This window comes from Streptomyces sp. NPDC038135 (assembly GCF_055601245.1).
In genome coordinates, this window is sequence record NZ_JBVJXS010000003.1 from 24,990 (window position 1) to 44,219 (window position 19,230).

Sequence of the window (19,230 nt, forward strand, 5' to 3'; positions counted from 1 at the left end):
ACTTCGCGGACACGGCCTAGGACCCCCCGGGCGGCTGTGCGGGACCGCCCCACCCGTGGAGCGACACCCCGACGCCGCCGCCGAGGTACCCGCGCAGTGCGCGGCGGGCCGAGGGCACGCAGTCCTCGGGCAGCTCGTCGACGCCGGTCCAGCGGACCTGGGCGTGCTTGGCCGGTTCCCGGTTCTCGGGCTCCCCGGTCCACTCGTGGGCGGCGAAGACGACGGTGAGATAGCCGTCCGGAGCCTCGGCGCCCCGGGCGCCGTGGACGAGGTGCGCGACCTCCAGCGCCTCGGGCCGCACCGTCAGGCCGGTCTCCTCGTACAGCTCGCGCACGGCGGTGGCGGTGACCGGCTCGCCCGGTTCGCTCTTGCCCACCGGCAGGTCCCACAGGCCTCGCCCGAACTTGGCCCGCTCGCCGCGCCGCAGGAGGACCACCCGGCCGGCGGACCGGTCGTGGACGATGACGGCGGCGGCCAGCAGGGTCATGGACGCGAGGGCCGGGAGCAGGGCCCCGGGCCGGCCGTCGGTGTGCGGCTGGGTCACGGCGAGTCCCTTCGACGGGCCGCCGGGCACCGGCCGGCGGAGGCGGAGAACCCCGGGAAACGGCTCGCCCCCGGCTCGGTGTGTCGTCGAGCCGGGGGCGGTCCTTCGTAGGCCCTGTGGGACTCGAACCCACAACCAATGGATTAAAAGTCTGATGACCCTTCATTGCGTCTCGTACCGCCTCGCCGCGCCGTTCAACGTGTCACGCCCTAGTGCCTGCTCAGGGGCGTTTATCGTTCGTTCAACCTCTAGGCTTCATCGCGTCTCGTACCGCGCCGTACCGTCCCGTTGCGCGGCTTCCGGGCCAGCAGCGGGCCAGCAGGAAGGGCCCCTGACCCGCAGGTCAGGGGCCCTTTGCCCGTACGTCAATTCTACGCCGCAGAGTGTCCGTTGTCAGTGCTGGCCCGTACCGTGGGAGGCGTCCCTAGCAGCGTCTGCTGGCTGCGATGCTGTGCGCCCCTGTCCCGGTACAGCGCCCGGGGCGGGGGCGTTGTCGCGTGCCTTCCTCGCCCTCGGCACCGCGGCGGCCGCCGCCTCGGTCAGGGTCTGCTCGTACTCCGTGAAGAGGTCCAGATAGGTGTCCGCCGTCAGCGTGATGGTGCTGTGCCGCAGCTTCACCTTGGCGTCGTGGACGTCGCCGCCCCCGGCCTTGACCAGGGCGGCCGCTCCGTGCCGGAGGTCGCGCAGGTTGATGGGCGGGAGGTCGGCGGCCTCGGCCAGCCGCTTGAACTCCTTGGACACGACGTCTGGGTGAAGCCAGGCTCCGTCCTCGCCCACGAAGACCTTCCCCGTGTCCGTCCACGGCAGGCCTGCGGCCAGACGCGCCTCTCGCTCTCCCTGCTGGCGGGCGCGATGCTCCCGGAGGACGGCCACGGTCCCCCGGTCGATCATCACGGACGACATGCTGCCCTGCGTCTTCGGCGCCGTCTCGATCGGCGTCCAGCCGTCCACCACGATCTCCGTCAGCACGTCGATGCGCGGCTGGGCCAGGTCCAGGTGACAGTTCGTCCAGTCGACGCCGACGCCCTCGCCGCGGCGGAGGCCGTGGTGGGCCACCAGATGGAAGAAGGCGTACAGGCGTGAGGCGTCCTCGGCGTGGTCGAGGAACTGACCGAGCTGGGCCGGGGTCCACACCATGACCGAGCTCGGCGTCTCGCCTGTCTCGCGCCAGCGCGCCACGCGCTCATCGGTCCACAGCAGGCCCTTGGGGCGAGCGCTGGATCCCAGCTCCACGTAGGACGCCGGATTGAAGGTGATCAGCTGCTCAGCAATGGCCCGGTTCAGCGCGGTCCGCAGCGTGCGCCGGATCGCGTGCCGCGTCGCTGCCGTGTTGGTCTTCCGGTACGGCGGCATCTGTGCCAGCTGCTCCCGCTCCGCTGCCAGCCGCTCGCGCTCCCTGACGGGTGGCCGTCCAGGCCTGGGCCACTTAGCGCGGGCTTCCTGCTCGCGCCGGGCGGCATTCTCCGCGCGGATCACGTCCGACTCATCGGCGATGGCGTCGAACATCTCCTGGACGTGCCCGACAGTCAGTCGGTCCAGGCGCAGGTGCCCGATGCGCGGTTTCAGATGGACGCGGATGTGCGAGGCGTACCCGTTGTTCGTGGTCCGCCGGGTCTTCTTGTTCGCCATCCATCTGTCGAGCCACTCGGACACGGTCATCTTGCCGGAGAGTGGCACACCGACGCCCAGACGCCGCTGGACTTCAGCTGGCTCGGGGATGCCGGCGCGCTGCTTCGCCACCTCGGCGAGCAGGTCCCCGACACGTCGCTGGTCGTTCTGGTCGTCGCCCGGTAGGGCGAGAATCGCCTGTAGGCGAGACAGGTCGCCTTGGGCCGCGGCCACACTTCCGTAGCCGGTGCGCCGGAACGCCCTGCGCTTGCCCTCGGCGTCGGGCGGCAGCTCCTGCCGGAGCGCGACCGCACCGTGTCCCTTCTTCCGCAGCTGCGGGCAGTTCTTCCCCAGCAGCCGGCCATCGCCGTCTCGGCACTCGCACCGTTTGTAGATGCTCCCAGCGCGGCGTGCAGACGGCATAGCGCCTACTCCTCCTGTTTCGGGGCCCGTTCGCTTCCATCATCCCCGGGCTGCCACAGGCCGGTGCCGGTGAGATGGCCGAGAGTTTCATTCAGTGCCGTAAGGAGTCGGGGCGTCATCTCGCCCGGGCGCACGGCCAATGCGGTGTCCCCGTTCTTCAGCACGATCGGCACGACCAACTCCCCCTCGGGTATGTCGTCGCTCTCGACGTACCAGGCTCTTGCGGTCGTCGTCCCCGGAGACGTCATGCAGTACCCCCACCTCTCCCGCGCGTGCGTTCGATTCAGAGCGGCGACCTGCGCCCTTCCGAGCGCAGACGTCCGCACATGATCGCACTGCGTCGGCCGCCTGACCACACCCCGCTTGCAAGAGTTACTGACAGTAAGGCGAAGGGGAATGCGTGATTCTCACTGCCTATACATCCCCTTCCGGTGGCAGGAGTGAGTCGATGAGCCGAAGTAGCCTGTCTCGCTGCTCAGTTGGCAGCTGGTCCAGTTTGTGAACGTAGGCCTTGGCCTCCGCTGAGCCGCTCACAAGTGGATCCACTCCGTGAAATTGACTGCCGGCCGCATCCTGGAGAGCCTCGACGGGCAGCTCGGCGGCTGCCGCCAGCGCCCGGATCTCTTCGAAGTTGGGCGGCGTGACCGGCTCCCCCGTCTCCAGCCGATAGATCCAGCCGCGCGTGATCTTCAGCCCGGTGACCGGGTCGACCGCGCGCGCCGAGAACTTGTCCAGGCCCAGGTTCAGCTCAGCGCGTCGCCGCTTCACCAGGTCAGCGAATTGCGTACGCCGTTCAGGGTCTCGCGTGTCATCACTCTGGGCCGCCATGAGGCTCATCCTGCCACTCCTGCGAACAAAGGGATCAACGGGCGTTCAGGGTCTACACGAACTGTTGAGACGTACGTGCAGGTCAGTTGCGCCGTTCAACTCACTCACGGGACGGATTGTTCAGCATGTGAGTCGCCGTCGCCAGGTCGCGTTGAGTCATTGGCCGGTTACTAACGCGCCTCTCACCTTTCAGCGCGCTGGACAAACCGTTCAGGGCGTGGAAAGGTGGCGCCATCGCCGTTCAGTGCGATGAACGATTCTTTCCGCGAGGTGACTATGGGCGACTCTCCACCCTCGATGTACGCGGTCGTCAGCGGCGACCGACTGAAGCTCCTGATGGAGCGCACCGGCTCCGGTGAGGAGATCACCAGCCGCGAACTGGCCGCGAAGGCGGGCGTAGCCCACGGGACCATCGGCTCCCTGATGAACGGGACGCAGCAACTGGTCCCCGAGCACAAAGCCCAGGCGATAGCCGACGCCCTCGGCGTGCGGCTGCTGGTCCTGTTCGTGCCCATGGAGCGCGCCGGCCGCAGCTGGATACCGGCGGAGGTGGCCTCATGAGCACCGCCACCGCACTCACCCCGGACCAGGTCCGCGCGCTCCCCGCGATGTGCACCACGAAGCAGGCCTTCGCCGCCATCGCCGTCGGGGAAACCCTCGGCTACGACCTGATCAAGGCCGGTGAGTTCCCGGTGGAGGTCATCCGCCTGGGCCGCGTGTTCCGCGTTCGCAAGGCCGACCTGCTCGCCTACCTCGGCCTGACCGAGACCGCTGCTGCCGAGGTCCAGTCGGCAGCAGACAACGACGCCCCCGGGGTCCAGCCGGGGGCGCCTGCAGAGCAGCCCGCACCCACCAGCAAGTAGAGAAACGGAGCAGCTCTATGCAGCAGCTTCCCACGCCCGACGACGCCAAGGTGACCGAAGCCCTGGCCGCCGTCGAGGCCGCCAAGCAGGGAGCCGACCCGGACCTGGTCGAGTGCCTCGACGCCATCGCCGACATGGTCAGGACGTACCGCGACCCAGAGCTGGTCTTCGACCGGGTCCAGGACGCCCTCCGCTACGAGAGCCTCCACGCCCTGGCCACCAGCCACGGCCTGAACCTGTATGAGTCCACCACGCTGGACCAGGTCGAGGTCTACTGGCCCGTCTTCGCCCTGGTGCCGCGCGGCCAGAAGCCGGGCGACAGCCTCGCCCAGCTGCGCCGGGCCATAGCCGACCGCGAACACGAGCAGCACCTGGCTGACTCCTTCCAGGCCTCCGTCGCGGCCGGCCACGTAGAGGACCTCGATACCTGGTACAGCCGCACCTCCGCCGCATGGAAAGCGACGTGACCGCGGCCCCGGCGGCGGACGCCCGACAGAGCCGCCCCTATCAGCCGCAGCGCATCGACGGCGCCCTGTTCGTGGACATGGACAACGTCCGCGCCCGCTACGAGTGCCTGCGCCCTGACTGCCCGCACCGCATGGAAGGGCCGGTGACCGCCGTCGACGGCGTGAGGGGGCCCGACGGCCGCCCGGTGCCCCGCGGAGCGGCAGGCGTCCAGGCCTTCATCGCGGGCGTCAAGGACTACCACCTGACCAAGTACCACCGGAGTTCCCGTTGACCGACCCGCAGACCACACCAGACCTCCGGGCCGCCGCCCGCGAGCTCCACGACGCTGGCCTGTGCGTCCTCCCCATCAAGGCGGACGGCAGCAAGCGGCCGGCCGTGTCCTGGCTCCCGTACAAGGTGAGTCGCTCCCTTCCTGCCGACCATGACCAGTGGTTCAGCGGCGACCGGGCCCGCGGCATCGCCGTGGTCTACGGGGCCGTCAGCGGCGGCGTAGAGATGATCGAGTTTGAAGGCCGCGCCATCGGCCTGCTGGACAACGTGACCGAGGTGATGGAGGCCTCCGGCCTCGGCGAGGCCTGGTCCGCGATCCTGCACGGCTGGGTCACCGAGTCCCCGTCCGGCGGCCGCCACTTCCGCGTCCGCGTCGAGGGCGGGGACGTCGCCGGCAACCGCAAGCTGGCCAGCAGGCTGGCCGAGGAACACGAGTACACCGACGAAGAGCGCCAGCGGCTCCGCGAGAAGCCCAACAGCCGCATCATCCGCGTGGAGATCGAGACGCGCGGCGAGGGCGGCTACGGCCTGGTCGAGCCGTCCGGCGGCACCGTCCACGCCACCGGCCGGCCGTACACCCGACTGGAAGGCAGCCCGGCCAACATCCCCACGCTGGACGCCGAGGTGGTCGACGCGATCCGAACCGTCTGCCGGATGTTCGACAGCCTGCCGGAGCCGGAGGCGCCGAAGACTGCGCCCAAGGCCCAAGAGCCGCTGCCTGACGGCGGCCTGCGCCCCGGCGAGGACTACGAAGCACGGGCCGACTGGGCAGACATCCTGCGCGGCGTCTTCCGCCCGGTCATCACCCGCGGCCACACCACCTACTGGGGTTACGCCGACGGCGTCGGCGGCATCAAAGCGACCACCGGCCGCGACCCGGAGAAGGACCGCCTGTGGGTGTTCGCGACCGGCTCTGAGTTCCAGGCTGACACGCCGTACTCGAAGTTCGCCGCCTACGCCCTGCTCGAGCACGGCGGTAACTACAAGCAGGCGGCGGCCGCCCTGCGCCGCGACGGCTACGGCTCCGAACTGCCCCGCCGACGCCTGTCCTCCGTCCCCGCCCAGCCGGGCCACTTCAGCGACGGCTCGACCGCGCTGGACCCCGACCACGCGCCAGAGCGCGGCGAGGGCTTCGAGGGCGGCCCGCAGCTGCGCGCCGTGTCCGCCAAACCCGAGCTGGACATCACGAACGAAGCCGACGCCATCGACGGCATCCTGGCCCTGATGGCCAAGGGCCAGCTGCCGGACCTCTACACCCGGTCGGGCGGCCCCTGCTGGGTCTACCGCGACGACAACGACGACCCGGTGATCCAGCAGCTTGGCACCGACAACCTGCGGGCCTACCTCGCCGACCACGTCAACACGTACGTGATCAAGCGGACCCCGGAGGAAGTGGTCGAAGACCGCGAGCTGTTGATGCCCAAGTCGTGCAGCACGATCCTGGGCCGCAAGGCCTGGCCCCTGCCCGTCCTCCGCGGCGTCGTCACCTCCCCCGTGATCCGTCCCGACGGCAGCCTTCTCGACAGCCTCGGCTACGACCGGGCAACGGGCCTCTACCTGGAGCCGCGGGTGAAGCTGCGCCGCCTGCAGCCGCAGGTGACTGAGGAGAGCCTGGCCCGGGCCAAGGCGATCGTCCTGGGTCAGGTTCTGAAGGATTTCCCCTGGGTCGCCGCCAGCGACCGGGCGCACTACCTGGGCGCGCTGCTCACACCGATCTTGCGGCCCTTCTTCCACGGTCCGACTCAGATGGTGACCATCACCGCGACGGCGGCCGGCAGCGGGAAGACCCTGCTGAAGGACATCTTCAGGTACTGCTACGGCACCGCTGACACCGCATGGCCGGAGAACGACACCGAGTTGCGTAAGTCGATCACCACGCAGCTGTACGGCACCGGTCAGCCGGTGGTCGTCTTCGACAACCTGCCGAACGGCTTCGTGCTGAAGTCTCCGATCCTGTCCGCTCTGCTCACAGGCGACACCTGGGGCGACCGGATCCTGGGGTCCACCGGCAAGGTCACCATGCGCAACGACCGGCTATGGGTCGCCACCGGCAACGCCCTGCGCACCGGCGGGGACAACGGCCGCCGTGTCCTGTGGGTGCGGCTGGACCCAGACTGCCCCGACCCCGACCAGCGCGACAACTTCACCATCGGAGACCTGCGCCCCTGGCTCCGTGCCAACGCCTCCACCCTGGTCGCCGCCCTGGTGACCCTGGTTCGGGCCTGGGTCGCCGCCGGAGCTCCCACCGTCCGCGTCCGCAAGGGCGACTACTCCGAATGGGCGTCCATGATGGCCGGCCTGCTCGACTACCTCGGCGTCGAGGGCTGGATGGCCGACCGCAACGACGCGCGGGACCAGGACGACGAACTGCAGGAGTGGACCGCCTTCCTGGAGATGTGGCGGGAGACCTACGGCACCGAGCCCATCACGGCCGGGGCCGCCATCAAGGGCCTTCCGGCCCACGTACCGCGCCGGGGCGACGAACCACCGAGCGCCAACCAGCTGGGCGTCTGGCTGAAGGCCCGCGCCGGCCGGTACTTCGGCACCCACAAGGTCGTCATGATCTACGACTCCCACAAGCGCCAGAACCTGTGGCGCGTGGACGTCCACGCCGACCGCGGCACCGGGCGGCACGAGTCATGACCGCGACCGCGCGCGATGCAGGGACTGCAGGGACCTTGCGGGGACTCCCGCAGGGACTCCCGCAGAGTCCCGCACGGCACGCCACCTGCGTCGATGCAGGGAGGCAGGGAGTTGCGGGGACCGGACGCCGCACCTCCTATAGCGCGCGCGTCCCACATGCATCGCACAACCCGCATGGCGCGTCCTGTCACGAACCAGTTCTGAGGCTCTCCGTCGTGAAGGACTGACCTCAACTCCCTGCAAGTCCCTGCGTCCCTGCAAAACCCCTGATCAGCACCACAACGGATCGCTGCGGGACTCCCCGCAGGACTCCCGCCAGCTCCCTGCACTCCCTGCAAAGCACCAGCAACCGAATCGAGGTGACCATGTCCGCCTTCACCCCCCGCCCGTACCAGCGCGACGCCATCACCGCGCTGCGCGAGGGATGGGCCGCCGGATCCAACCGGCTGGCCGTCGTCCTCCCGACCGGCGCCGGCAAGACCGTGGCGTTCGCCCACCTGGCCCACCAGATGCTCGACCACCTCGGTGGCCGCCGCGTTCTGGTGATCGCCCACCGCGAGGAGCTCATCGAGCAGGCCGCCGCCAAGCTGCTGGCCGTGGACCCGATGCTGCGGGTCGGCATCGTCAAGGCCCAGCGTGACGACCACCACGACGCCGACGTGATCGTGGCCAGCGTCCAGACACTGGCCGTGCCGAAGCGCCGCGAGGCCATCCGCGATATCGGCCTGGTCATCGTGGACGAATGCCACCACGCCGCGGCCAGGACGTACATGGAAGTCCTCGCGCACTTCGGCGCCTGGGACGGCGTCCCGGTCGCTGGCTTCACCGCGACGATGACCCGCACCGACGGCGGCCTCGCCGAGGTGTGGCAGGACGTCGTCTTCCGCCTGGACATCCTCGACATGATCAGCGACGGCTACCTGTGCGACGTCCGCGGTAAGCGCATCACGGTCGACACGCTGGACCTGGACAAGGTGAAGACCCGGAATGGGGACCTGGTCGACGGCCAGCTGGGTCAGGCACTCGAAGACTCCGGCGCCCTGGACGCCATCGCCAAGGCCTACACCGAGCACGCGAGCGAACGACCGGGCGTGGTCTTCACGCCGACCGTGGCGACCGCCCAGGCCGCCGCCGAGGCCCTCACCGCCGCCGGCATCACAGCGGCCCCGGTGTGGGGCGACATGGGCCGCGACGACCGGCGCGCGACGCTCGCCCGGTACGCGGCCGGAGAAGTCCAGGTACTCACCAACTGCATGGTGCTCACGGAAGGGTTCGACGCTCCGGCCACGAGCTGCGTCGTTATCGCCCGGCCGACGAAGAGCCCCGGCCTGTACGTCCAGATGGCCGGCCGCGCGCTGCGCCCGGCACCCGGCAAGCGGGACGCGCTGCTGTTGGACGTCATGGGAGCGTCCACCCGCCACAAGCTGGCCTCCATGGTCGACCTGACCGCGCGGGAGATCGGCCAGGCGGAGGAAGGCAAGTCGCTGCGCGAGGTCGCCGAGCAGGCGGAGAAGGCCGCGGCCGCCGAGAAGCGCCACGCCATCGCCGCCCGCGTCGAGGCCGAAGAGTTCAACCTGTTCGGATCGTCCGCGATCCGCTGGCTGCGCACGGCCGAGGGCGTCTGGTTCATCAGGCTCACCAGCGCCATGTTCCTGTTCCTGCAGCGCGACCCCGGCACCCGGCTGTACCGGACGCGCCGCTGGACCGAGGCGGACGGCGTACACCCGCCGAAGCAGGACATCGCCCGGCCCCTGCCGGAGGCCCTGGCCTGGCTGGAGCAGCAGGCCAAGGTATTGGCGCCGCACGCGTTCGTCGTCCGGCAGGCCCGCTGGCGCTCGGCGAAGCCCAGCCCCAAGCAGATGGGCCTGTGCCGCCGCATCGGCATTCAGGTGCCCGCCGGCAGCACGGCCGGAGACGTCGCCGACCTGATCGACCAGGACCGCGTCGGCCGCGTCCTCGGTCAGCTCATCCTTCCCGCCGCATAGCGACCCGGGCCTGTCGCTATCAGGCCCGGGTCTCCACCCATCACATCACGGAGGAACCCATGCTCACCTTCACCGACATCTTCTGCGGCGCTGGCGGCTCGTCCACCGGCCTTGTCGCCGCGGGCCTGGAACTCAAGCTCGCGGCGAACCACTGGCAGCGCGCCATCGAGACCCACGCCGCGAACCACCGCGACGCCGACCACCTGTGCGCCGACGTCAACAACTACGACATGCGGCGCCTCCCGCGCACCGACGTGCTGTGGGCATCGCCGATCTGCACCGAGCTGAGCCCCGCCGGCGGACGCCGCCGCCGCACCGCCGCCGGAGCCGGGCAGCTGGGAATCGAGGAGTTCGGGCCCGTCGCCAGCGCCGCGTTCGAGCGCACCCGGGCCACCTTCTGGGACGTCATCCGCGCCACCGAAGTCCACCGGTACCGGGCCGTCCTGGTGGAGAACGTGATGGAGGCCGCGGACTGGGAGCTGTTCGACGTGTGGCTCGCCGGGATGCGCACCCTCGGCTACAACATCCAGTTCGTCTCCCTGTCCTCGGCGCACGCTGGTGACGACACCAACCCAGCCGCACCGCAGTGGCGGGACCGGATCTACATCGTCTGCACCCGCGAGGGCATCCCGCTCCCGGACGTGCAGCCCCGCCCGCGCGCATGGTGCCCGGTGTGCGAGGAGACCGTCACCGCCTTCCAGTCCTGGAAGAAGGAGGGCCGCAAGCTCGGGAAGTACGGTCAGCAGTACGTGTACCGCTGCCCGAACGGGCCGCGGTGCCGCCACACGGTCGTCGAGCCCTACGTCCGCCCGGCCGCCTCGATCATCGACTGGTCCAACCTCGGCGTGCGCATCGGTGACCGCGCCGCGCACGGGCTGCGCCCGCTGGCGAGCAACACCGTCACTCGGATCCGCAAGGGGTTGGAGCTGCTCGGCGACCGCCGCATGGTCCTGACCGTCAACCACGGCGGTCACGACGGCCGCGCCTTCCCAGCCGACTCAGGCCCGCTTCCGGCGCGCACCGCGAAGATCGGTGACGCGGTCCTGGTGCCGTCCGGCGGCACGTGGAACACCACCTGCACGACGACGCGCGAGCCGATGCGCACCCGCATGGCGAACCCGAAGGGCTTCGAGGCCCTGGTGACGCCGCCGCAGGCCGACGAGTCGTTCATCGTCACCCTGCGCCGCAACAGTAGCGCCCGCCCCGTCACCGAACCGGTCGACACCGTGACCGGGCAGGGCAGGCACCACTGGCTGGTCATCCCCTACCGCAACGCGGCCACGAAGACGACCGGCGAGCCGCTGCACACCCTGTCGACGGTCGACTCCGCGGGCATCGCCTCGCCGGCGCCCGCGCTGGAGGACTGCCACTACCGGATGGTCCAGCCGCGCGAGCAGCTGCTGGCGCAGCGCTTTCCCGAGGACTACATCGTGCTCGGCAACAAGGGCGAGCAGACCATGCAGGCCGGGAATGCGGTCTCCTGCAACGTCGCCCAGTGGCTGGGCGGCCGTGTGGCGGAGGTGCTCTGACATGAGCAACCGCCCCCCCCTCGGGGTCTCCACCGTCTGGAAGGCCGTCATGGACGCCGCCGGCAGCCAGTGCCAGTGCGAGGGCGGCCTGTGTGGCTCCCAGCACTCTGACACCGGCCTGCGCTGCTTCAAGACGACCGGACACGGGCGCCTGATCGTCGCCCCCGCCGACCTGACCCTGTCGACCGTCGCCGCGGCCGCCGTGCCTGTCGAGCAACTGCGCGCCTGGTGCACCAGCTGCCACGCCAAGGCGCAGAAGCGGCAGCGTGCCGCCCAGCTGGAGCTGGAGCGCCGCGAGGCTGAGGAACCGCTGGCCCTGTTTTGACCATGACCGGCCGCCCCGCGGGAAGGGCGGGGCGGCCGGCCACTCACCACACCACGGAGAGGACGCCATGCGCCTGACCCCCTGCTACTCCTGCAAGAAGCCCCGCCAGCCCGGTCACTACCTGTGCAGCCGCTGCTGGGGCCAGCTCCCCGTCGGCGTCCGCCGCGCGCTGTGCAAGCGCGACCGCCTCGCCCTCACCCGCCTCCGCCAGCTGGACGCCGCCACGCCCCTGTCCCAGATCGGAGTCATGGCATGACCCGCTCCACCCGCGCCCTGCAAGTGTTCTACGTAGCCGTCGCCGTGTTCCTGGCCTTCGCCGCCGTCCAGCAGGCCATCCACGGCCAGCCCTGGGCCGCGCCCGCCCTGGCCATCACCTCTGTCGCCCCGCTGCTGGCGGCCGTCCGCGAGGTCGACCACGCCGAGGCCCGGGAAGCGGCCAGGGCCCGGGCCGAACAGCCCCCGCTGCCGCGCCGGACCAGCCTCCGCGAAGCCGCCGACGCCCTCGGACACAGCTGCTGCGAACGCTGGTGGACCAGCCTCGGCGACGACCACGACCCCACCTGCGCGAAGCAGCGGAGGACCGCATGACCAGGAAGCGCCACTCCGCCAGCACCATCACCGACGACGCCCTAGACGAGCTGTACGACAACGCGACCGAGGGCTGGCGCCGCGGCGACCGCTGGAAGGCCAAGGCGCAGGAGATCGAAGCCGAAAGGGACCAGCAGGCCGCCGTCCTCGCCGAGGTGCTACGTCACTTCACCGAGCATGGGCACCCGGGCGCTCCGTGTGTCCGAACTCCGTGGCTGCGCACGGACACCGTGGACCGGTGGCGCAGCGTCGTCCATCACAACGTGGAGCAGCCCTGGTGGCAGCAGTTGGACACGGTGCGCGGCGAGCTGGCCGAGGTGCAGGCCGCCCTGGAGCGGGTGCGCGCAGCCCGCGCCCGCATGGCACGTGGCCGCAACGTCGATGCCATCTGGTGCCTGGACCTACTAGACGCCGCTCTGGACGGTACCGACCAGCCCACCACCGAGGAGAGCAGCACCCCGTGAACGTCTGCGGACTGTGCGACCAGCAGCTGGAGTCCAGCTACCTGTGCCAGCGCGACACCCTCGCGCTGGCACGGCGCTTGGCCGACCTCCCGACCCTGTACGCCGAGGTCGGGGAGTGCCTGGTGCCTCGCCGGTACGGCTGGGGGGAGATCGTGGCCACGAAGAGCGCGGCCGGCCCCTGCTCGCCACTGAATGAGGACGTGCTGGACACCGTGACCTTCAGCCGGGCCGCCGAGGTCCTGCACCTGTGGCGCGTCGATGTGCAGCGCGTCCGCTGGCCGCACCACGGGGCGCCGCCGCCGGCCGACCTGGCCGCGGACTGCCGGTGGCTCGGCATGGAGCTGGACTGGGTCACCGCGCGCTACCCCGCGGCCGGTGAACTGGCGCGCGAGGTCCGCGAGCTGGAGACGCAGGCCCGGTCCATAGTCGGCGACCCGGCGCCGAAGGTGCAGCGGATCGGGCTGTGCATTGCGGTGACGGATGGCGAGGGGGCCGTGTGCGGCGCCGTGCTATCTCGTCTTCCTGGCCAGGTGGTTCGGTGCCGGTGGTGTGGCACGGAGTACCGCTCCGAGGCGGAGCTGCTGCTGTTGCGGCACTATCAGCCGAAGAGCATTGCCTAGAACCCTAGTGTTCTAGTAGCCTGGTCCGGTGCCAACAACCGATTGGCGCGCACGCGTTGACGTCGAGGAACAAGAGCAAAGCCGCCTGCTGGACCTGATCTCGGCAAGCGCCCGGAGGCGAGCAGAAGCGCTCGAAGACGGCGTAAGAGACCTGGGCAGCATCTCGGCGGTAGCGAGGGACCGCGGCGTCAGCGCCAGCGCAATCCGAAGATCCATCCGCGAGCACGGGACGGGCACCCTACGCCCCACCGGCTCCCCGACCACAACCGAATAGCCCGGAAAGCGGGCGACCCCGGCAAGGCGACCCTACCGCCCGCCGGGGACACCACTTGATCACTGAGGAGTGCACCTCATGACCCAGCGGAACCCTATCGCCCCCGACCAGGGGGCCGAAGCGCGCGTCACCGAACTGCTCAACCGGTGCCGCGAGGACTACACCAGCGCCGCCAGCAGCCGCGCGGCCGACGCCGGCGCCGCCCGCGACCAGCTCGCCCTGGCCCGCGCGCACGCCGCCGAAGGCGGTACCAGCCGATGAGCGCCCGCAACCTCAGCAAGGGGCAGCGCGTCGTCCTGAGCGCGGCCGCCGTCGTCATGGTCGGCGTCGGAGCGGCCGGCGCCATTGGCACCTTCTCCAACGTCCTCTCCCAGTTCCATCGCGCAGCCACCGCGGCCGGAGTCGTCGCCGCCGGCGAGGGCCTCACCCTGGTCCTGACGCTGACCATGCTCGGCCTGACCATGCTCGGCCAGCCCTCCCCGGCCTGGGTGCGTGGCGGCCTGTGGCTCGCCCCCCTCGCGGCCTGCTTCATCGGCCTGTCCCTCGCCTCCAACCTCACCGAGGCCGCCGTCTACGGTCTGACGCCGCTCGGCATGTCCGGCGCCGCTGAAGGCCTCGGTCTGATCGCTCGCCGCATCGTCATCTACACCACCGGTGTGGACGCTGACGCCGTGCGCCGTAACGCCGACGCCGTCCAGCAGCTGGCCTATCACCAGGCCGCCGCCGAACGGCACCCCGACGCCGACAGGCGCAAGTCGTCCCTGAAGAAGTCGTGGAAGCTGGCCCGGCACGTCGGCGTCGGTGACCACGTCCTTGGCACCGCGCTGGTCGAGGTGCAGCGCGATCGCCTCCGGGGCGGAGCTGATGCGGCCCTCGCATCCATGTACGGCGCCGCCGCCCAGCCCGCCGTCGAGCAGGCCGCCTCGCGGCCCCGGCTCGGCTCCGCCACCGAGGCCCTGCGCCGCCACTTCGACACGCTCGACCCGGCCGAAGCCATCCGCCTCGCACACCAGGGCCGCCCTGATGCGCCGCCCGCCGAGCTCGCGCATCTGCTCGGCACCTACGGCGTGGCCGTGGACGCCGTAGCGGTCGCCCTGGTCCTCGGCCAGCAGCCCCCCGAGTACGAAGTGCATCGCGACGATGCGCCCGCGCATCAGCAGGTCAGCGCCCTGGAGCCGGTGAACCTGCAGGGTGCCGTGGAGGAAGCCGCATCCACTCTGGGACCTGACGCCAAGGCCAAGGAGATTGTCGAGCACATCGCCCGACACCGGCGGCTGATCGTGGATGAGCCGTACGTCCGCACCGCCCTGCACAGGGCAGCGAAGAAGGCCGACTCCACACCCGAACCGGCCGCTCCGGCCAAGCCCATGGAAGGCGGATACGCGTGATGCGCTGGATCCTCTTTGGTGCCCTGCTCGGGGTACTGCTCATCGTCCCGTCCGCAGCCACCCTGGCCGCCGCGGTCGCCAGCTGGGCGATCGGCCAGCCGGTCCTGCTGGCCTTCGTCCTCGGCGCCGTCGCCCGCCCGCACCTGCCCCGGATGCGGAGGTGGGCGCGATGAGCGACGCCCTGCAGAAGGCGGAGGACGCCGTCCGGGAGGCCTCCGCGAACACGGTCGACGTCGCCCAGATCGTGGCCACTGTCCTCGCGGTCCAGCAGGCCGCACAGCAGCAGCCGGCCGCCCCGGCGTCCCCGGTCCCGAAGCCGTTCGACACCCGCAAGTGGGTGACCATCGGCACCCTCGGCATCGCCGGCGGCCTGGTCGCCGCCCTGTTCGCCGTGGCCGTGGCTATCGGCGCCGTGTCCGTCGCCATCCTCGCCCTGGTCCTGCGCGGCCTGTGGGCGGACTACCAGAAGGGGAAGTGACCATGACCCGCACCCAGCGTCTGACCATGGCGGACGCCGCCCTGCAGCGGGCCGCCACCCTCGCCCGGGACGCCGAGACGCGCGCCCGCCACGAGGACACCCGACACGAGGCCGCACCGCTCGCCGCCGTCGGCGCCCTGTGGGCCGACATCGCCCGCACCCACACCGCGCTCGCCGATACCACGGAGGACTGACCCATGCCCGCATCGCAGCATGACCCGCACAACCTGCGTGAGCTGGCCGCAACGGTGGTGATCGGCTACCGGATCGCCCGCCGCGAGGAAAAGGGCAAGTCCACCAAGGCCTTGGAGAACCGGGCCGACCGGATCCGCGAGAAGGCGCAGGCCCGCGAGGACGCCCGCGCCAAGGGCCGCAAGAAGTAGCTACGCCACGGGGCGGCCGCCACCGGCCAAGGAAGTCGGCCGCCCCGTGTCTCCCGTCCCTCCGCAGAGAGCAGGAAGCACCAGCATGACGGACACCCTGATCCCTCCCGCAACCGAGGCCCCGGCCGACATCCCGGAGCAGCAGGCCCCGCCCGTACCCGTCGACAACCCGAAGCTGCCGGACCCCGGCGTCACCACCGAGAAGCGGCGCCCCGTCGTCGCCCCGTGGCTGCGCTCGCGCCGCGACCTGGTCGCCACCATCGAGCGCGCCGCAGGTCACGCCGGATATGCCACCGCGTATCACGGCCTGCGCGCCCCCTGGTACGCCACCCAGCTCGCCCTCATGGCCCCCCGCGGCGCCGCCCGTCTCATCACCGCGACGAATCGGTGGGTGTGGGACCGCGAGGCCGCGCCCCTGCGGGACCACGCGGTACGGCAGGAGGACGTCGAGGAGTACATGCGCCTGGCCCGGCTGCGGGCCGGCCGCGTCCGCCTGCGCGGCCTGGTCACCGTCGTGGCCTGCGTCTTCGGCCTCGGCTTCGCCCTGTTCCTGTACGTCATGGCACCCGCCTTCTTGTACGTGTTCGCCGCCGGCGGCGTGATGACGATCGGCTACTTCGGCCAGCAGCCGGACGCCCCGGTCATCGGCCCGGCCGTGATGCGCACCGAGCTGCAGAAGCTGACCGGCACCATCGTGCTGCGCGCCCTGGAGTCCATCGGCAACCCGCGCATCACCGCCGCCATCAAGAAGGGCGGCGACATGAACGGGATGCGCTTCACCAGCGAAATCACCCGCGACGGCCCCGGCTACCGCGCCGACCTCGACCTCCCGTATGGCGTCACCCCGGAGGACGTCATGGAGGAGCGGCAGGCCCTCGCGTCCGGCCTGCGTCGCAAGCTCGGCTGCGTCTGGCCGTCCGGGGACCCCGAGGAACACGAGGGCCGGCTGATCCTGTGGGTGGGCGACAAGCCCATGAACGAGACGACGAAGCCCGCCTGGCCGCTGCTGCGCGAGGGCGAGGTGGATCTGTTCAAGCCGGTCGTGTTCGGCAACGACCAGCGGATGCGGGACATCGTCGTCACCCTGATGTTCGCCTCCGTCGTCATTGGCTCCATCCCCCGCATGGGCAAGACGTTCCTGCTCAGGCTGCTGCTGCTCATCGCCGCCCTGGACCCGCGCGCGCAGCTGTACGCGTTCGACTTCAAGGGCACCGGCGACCTCGGCCCGCTGGAGCCGGTCTGCCACCGCTACCGGTCCGGCGAGGAAGACGAGGATCTCCTGTACGTGGTCAACGCCATGCGGGAGCTGAAGGACGAACTGCGCCGCCGCGCCAAGGTGATCCGCCAGCTGCCCAAGGCGCGCTGCCCCGAGTCGAAGGTGACCCCGGCTCTGGCCAGCGACAAGAGCCTTGGACTGCACCCCATCGTCGTCGGCTTCGATGAGTGCCAGGTGCCGTTCGAGCACGAGAAGTACGGCGCCGAGCTGGAGTCCATCTGCACGGACATCGCCAAGCGCGGCCCGGCCCTCGGCATCGTCGGCATGTTCGCCACCCAGCGCCCCGACGCGAAGAGCCTGCCGCCCGGCATCTCCGCCAACGCCGTGCTGCGCTTCTGCCTGAAGGTGATGGGCCACACCGCCAACGACATGGTGCTGGGCACCGGCGCCTACAAGGCCGGCGTCCGCGCCACGATGTTCTCCCGCTCGGACCGCGGCATCTGCTGGATGTCCGGCGAGGGCGACGACCCGCTCATCGTCGCCTCAGCGTTCGTGGACGGCCCGGGCGCCGAGCAGGTCATCGCCCGCGCCCGCCAGCTCCGCGAGGCATACGGCAACATCACCGGCCACGCCATCGGCGAGGGCCCGCAGGAGTCGTCCGGCATGGACCTGCTCGGCGACGTCCTGAAGGTCGTGGGAGCCGACGAAGAGCAGGTGTGGAACGAACGCGTGGCCGCCCGTCTCGCCGAGCTCCGGCCCGACGTCTACGAGGGTTGGACGGGCGAGAACGTCACGGCCGGACTGAAGCCCTGGGGCGTTAAGGCGGGCCAGGTGTGGGGCACCACCGACGACGGCGAGGGCAAGAACCGGCGCGGCATCAAGCGCGCCGATGTGGTCGCCGCGATCACCCGGCGTGACGCCGACAGGGCCGCCGCGTAGCCATCAGAGACACGCTAGACCTAGCACCCCACCCTGCTAGGTCTAGCACCCTCGCTAGCAACACAATCCGCCCCTGACCTGCCAACTAGCGTCTAGCGGCAGGGGTCCCGAGCACCGGGAAACACCCACGAATCGAGGGGAAGAGACCCCATGCTGATCGCTATGGCCACAGCCCTGCTCTGGCTCGGCGGCTACGCCGTGTTGTGTGCCGTCCGACCGTTCGCGCCGTGCCGCCGATGCCGTGGCGCAGGCGAGATCACGCGCTTTAAGAAGCTGCGGACGTGCCCGCGCTGCCGCGGCCGCAAGCTCCGGCTGCGCGTCGGCCGACGGGCCCACAACGCCTGGCGCCGCACCCACCAGGCTGGTAGCCGCTGACGCATGATGGGCACATGGAGTCGCCCAACATCCGCCCCGGCTATCTCACTGCGCACCAGACCGCGCGCGTCCTCGGCATCGGCCTGGGCGGCGTCCGGCAGCTGGTCCACCGAGGCCAACTGAAGCGGGCCGGAGGCACCGAGCGACAACCCTGGTACGCCGTGGAGGACGTCTCCGCCTTGGCTGTCAAGAGGACGAAGCGGGGCAGTGCTTGACCCTCGGTCAGAGAGCGTGTAACGATCTCGGTGTACAGCTGTGCCCACCAAGAGGCACCCACAGACACGTAGGCCCCGCCCACCAGCGGGGCCTACTGCATACCCCCTGCTCTCCAGGGAGGCCTACCCCATGCCCTCCCGGCCCCGTAGGCCCTGCCCCATACCCGGATGCCATGAGCTGGTAGCCCAGGGCCGATGCGAGAAGCACACACGCGAGGCTGAACAGCTGAGGGGCAGCAGTAGCGAACGTGGCTACGACACACGATGGGCCAGACGCAGAGCCAACTACCTGTATCACCATCCATGGTGCGTGCTCTGCGGACGTGCATCACGGACGGCTGACCACTTCCCCGTCAGCCGCAAGCAGCTGGTCGAGCGTGGAGACCCAGACCCAGACGCGGACAAGCATCTGCGTCCGCTCTGCATCCCATGCCACAGCAGCGAGACAGCACGGCATCAGCCAGGCGGCTGGAACGCCCGCTGACCCGACCCGAGAGGCAGCCCGCATGACCATGCATCAGCCGACGCCCGAGCAGTTGCAACGCCTCGAACAGGCGGGCATCGCCGCACGCAAGACCAGCGTGGCCGTGCGCGAGGCCCGTGGGACGCTCACCAGGCTGGTCGCTGTGGACGCCCAGGCCCAAGACGAGCTGAACCGTGCGATGGCGGACGTCCTCTACGGACCGCAGGGCGGCGACCAGCCACAGCGCTCAGCGACCGCCTACGAGCTGTCCAGCCCTCTCGCACAGCAGCACTGGCCCTCGCCGCCGCCCACCCCTGGGGGGTGACTCCCCCCGGCGGCCT

25 protein-coding genes are annotated in these 19,230 nt (G+C 70.6%); 21 read left to right on the forward strand and 4 right to left on the reverse strand.

Annotation, left to right across the window (positions count from 1 at the left end; all coding sequences use genetic code 11):
- Nucleotides 1-16: 16 nt before the first annotated feature.
- The 4 genes from ACZ7JA_RS08450 to ACZ7JA_RS08465 form a co-directional block, all read right to left on the reverse strand.
- A complete protein-coding gene (locus ACZ7JA_RS08450) occupies nt 17-544 on the reverse strand; it encodes an NUDIX domain-containing protein (protein ID WP_351661318.1) in 528 nt (175 codons plus the stop codon).
- Nucleotides 545-937: 393 nt separating this feature from the next.
- Nucleotides 938-2,575 carry a site-specific integrase gene (locus ACZ7JA_RS08455; protein WP_470807721.1) on the reverse strand — a complete coding sequence of 546 codons (1,638 nt, stop codon included), beginning with the start codon at nt 2,573-2,575 and terminating at the stop codon, nt 938-940.
- A gap of 5 nt (nt 2,576-2,580) precedes the next feature.
- Nucleotides 2,581-2,748, reverse strand: coding sequence for a hypothetical protein (locus ACZ7JA_RS08460; protein WP_470807722.1), 168 nt, complete (start codon nt 2,746-2,748; stop codon nt 2,581-2,583).
- A gap of 241 nt (nt 2,749-2,989) precedes the next feature.
- Nucleotides 2,990-3,412: a hypothetical protein gene (locus ACZ7JA_RS08465; RefSeq protein WP_470807723.1), complete on the reverse strand. Its 423-nt coding sequence runs from the start codon at nt 3,410-3,412 to the stop codon at nt 2,990-2,992.
- 240 nt (nt 3,413-3,652) lie between these two features.
- Between ACZ7JA_RS08465 and ACZ7JA_RS08470 the strand changes: the two genes are divergently transcribed.
- The 21 genes from ACZ7JA_RS08470 (at nt 3,653) to ACZ7JA_RS08570 (ending at nt 19,214) form a co-directional block, all read left to right on the forward strand.
- Complete coding sequence (locus ACZ7JA_RS08470) at nt 3,653-3,964, forward strand: helix-turn-helix domain-containing protein (RefSeq protein ID WP_470807724.1); 312 nt, start codon at nt 3,653-3,655, stop codon at nt 3,962-3,964.
- Entirely contained in the window at nt 3,961-4,266 is a 306-nt protein-coding gene (locus tag ACZ7JA_RS08475) for a hypothetical protein (RefSeq protein WP_470807725.1), read from the forward strand. The genes ACZ7JA_RS08470 and ACZ7JA_RS08475 overlap by 4 nt, the downstream gene beginning before the upstream one ends.
- 17 nt (nt 4,267-4,283) lie before the next feature.
- Nucleotides 4,284-4,733 (forward strand): hypothetical protein, encoded by a 450-nt coding sequence (locus tag ACZ7JA_RS08480; RefSeq protein ID WP_470807726.1) that lies wholly within the window; start codon nt 4,284-4,286, stop codon nt 4,731-4,733.
- Complete coding sequence (locus ACZ7JA_RS08485; RefSeq protein ID WP_470807727.1) at nt 4,718-5,005, forward strand: hypothetical protein; 288 nt, start codon at nt 4,718-4,720, stop codon at nt 5,003-5,005. The genes ACZ7JA_RS08480 and ACZ7JA_RS08485 overlap by 16 nt, the downstream gene beginning before the upstream one ends.
- Entirely contained in the window at nt 5,002-7,647 is a 2,646-nt protein-coding gene (locus ACZ7JA_RS08490) for a bifunctional DNA primase/polymerase (protein ID WP_470807728.1), read from the forward strand. The genes ACZ7JA_RS08485 and ACZ7JA_RS08490 overlap by 4 nt, the downstream gene beginning before the upstream one ends.
- Before the next feature lie 365 nt (nt 7,648-8,012).
- The gene (locus ACZ7JA_RS08495) at nt 8,013-9,632 is read left to right on the forward strand and encodes a DEAD/DEAH box helicase (protein ID WP_470807729.1); all 1,620 of its coding nucleotides are present in this window, start codon (nt 8,013-8,015) and stop codon (nt 9,630-9,632) included.
- Nucleotides 9,633-9,691: 59 nt separating this feature from the next.
- Nucleotides 9,692-11,161, forward strand: a complete 1,470-nt coding sequence (locus ACZ7JA_RS08500; protein WP_470807730.1) for a DNA cytosine methyltransferase — start codon at nt 9,692-9,694, stop codon at nt 11,159-11,161.
- 1 nt (nt 11,162) lies between these two features.
- Nucleotides 11,163-11,486: a hypothetical protein gene (locus ACZ7JA_RS08505; RefSeq protein ID WP_470807731.1), complete on the forward strand. Its 324-nt coding sequence runs from the start codon at nt 11,163-11,165 to the stop codon at nt 11,484-11,486.
- 67 nt (nt 11,487-11,553) lie between these two features.
- The gene (locus ACZ7JA_RS08510) at nt 11,554-11,742 is read left to right on the forward strand and encodes a hypothetical protein (protein WP_470807732.1); all 189 of its coding nucleotides are present in this window, start codon (nt 11,554-11,556) and stop codon (nt 11,740-11,742) included.
- Nucleotides 11,739-12,074, forward strand: a complete 336-nt coding sequence (locus ACZ7JA_RS08515) for a hypothetical protein (RefSeq protein ID WP_470807733.1) — start codon at nt 11,739-11,741, stop codon at nt 12,072-12,074. The genes ACZ7JA_RS08510 and ACZ7JA_RS08515 overlap by 4 nt, the downstream gene beginning before the upstream one ends.
- The gene (locus tag ACZ7JA_RS08520) at nt 12,071-12,538 is read left to right on the forward strand and encodes a hypothetical protein (RefSeq protein WP_470807734.1); all 468 of its coding nucleotides are present in this window, start codon (nt 12,071-12,073) and stop codon (nt 12,536-12,538) included. The genes ACZ7JA_RS08515 and ACZ7JA_RS08520 overlap by 4 nt, the downstream gene beginning before the upstream one ends.
- Entirely contained in the window at nt 12,535-13,158 is a 624-nt protein-coding gene (locus ACZ7JA_RS08525; protein ID WP_470807735.1) for a hypothetical protein, read from the forward strand. The genes ACZ7JA_RS08520 and ACZ7JA_RS08525 overlap by 4 nt, the downstream gene beginning before the upstream one ends.
- A 352-nt stretch (nt 13,159-13,510) precedes the next feature.
- A complete protein-coding gene (locus ACZ7JA_RS08530) occupies nt 13,511-13,693 on the forward strand; it encodes a hypothetical protein (RefSeq protein ID WP_470807736.1) in 183 nt (60 codons plus the stop codon).
- Nucleotides 13,690-14,820 carry a hypothetical protein gene (locus tag ACZ7JA_RS08535; RefSeq protein ID WP_470807737.1) on the forward strand — a complete coding sequence of 377 codons (1,131 nt, stop codon included), beginning with the start codon at nt 13,690-13,692 and terminating at the stop codon, nt 14,818-14,820. Before ACZ7JA_RS08530 ends, ACZ7JA_RS08535 begins: the two co-directional genes overlap by 4 nt.
- On the forward strand, nt 14,820-14,993 hold the full coding sequence (locus ACZ7JA_RS08540) for a hypothetical protein (RefSeq protein WP_470807738.1): 174 nt from the start codon (nt 14,820-14,822) through the stop codon (nt 14,991-14,993). The genes ACZ7JA_RS08535 and ACZ7JA_RS08540 overlap by 1 nt, the downstream gene beginning before the upstream one ends.
- The gene (locus ACZ7JA_RS08545) at nt 14,990-15,298 is read left to right on the forward strand and encodes a hypothetical protein (RefSeq protein ID WP_470807739.1); all 309 of its coding nucleotides are present in this window, start codon (nt 14,990-14,992) and stop codon (nt 15,296-15,298) included. The genes ACZ7JA_RS08540 and ACZ7JA_RS08545 overlap by 4 nt, the downstream gene beginning before the upstream one ends.
- 2 nt (nt 15,299-15,300) lie before the next feature.
- A complete protein-coding gene (locus ACZ7JA_RS08550; protein WP_470807740.1) occupies nt 15,301-15,492 on the forward strand; it encodes a hypothetical protein in 192 nt (63 codons plus the stop codon).
- Nucleotides 15,493-15,495: 3 nt separating this feature from the next.
- The gene (locus tag ACZ7JA_RS08555; RefSeq protein ID WP_470807741.1) at nt 15,496-15,681 is read left to right on the forward strand and encodes a hypothetical protein; all 186 of its coding nucleotides are present in this window, start codon (nt 15,496-15,498) and stop codon (nt 15,679-15,681) included.
- Nucleotides 15,682-15,766: 85 nt separating this feature from the next.
- On the forward strand, nt 15,767-17,836 hold the full coding sequence (locus tag ACZ7JA_RS08560; protein ID WP_470807742.1) for a cell division protein FtsK: 2,070 nt from the start codon (nt 15,767-15,769) through the stop codon (nt 17,834-17,836).
- Between the two features lie 389 nt (nt 17,837-18,225).
- The gene (locus ACZ7JA_RS08565; protein WP_470807743.1) at nt 18,226-18,426 is read left to right on the forward strand and encodes a hypothetical protein; all 201 of its coding nucleotides are present in this window, start codon (nt 18,226-18,228) and stop codon (nt 18,424-18,426) included.
- A gap of 506 nt (nt 18,427-18,932) precedes the next feature.
- Nucleotides 18,933-19,214, forward strand: coding sequence for a hypothetical protein (locus tag ACZ7JA_RS08570; protein ID WP_470807744.1), 282 nt, complete (start codon nt 18,933-18,935; stop codon nt 19,212-19,214).
- Nucleotides 19,215-19,230: the final 16 nt, after the last annotated feature.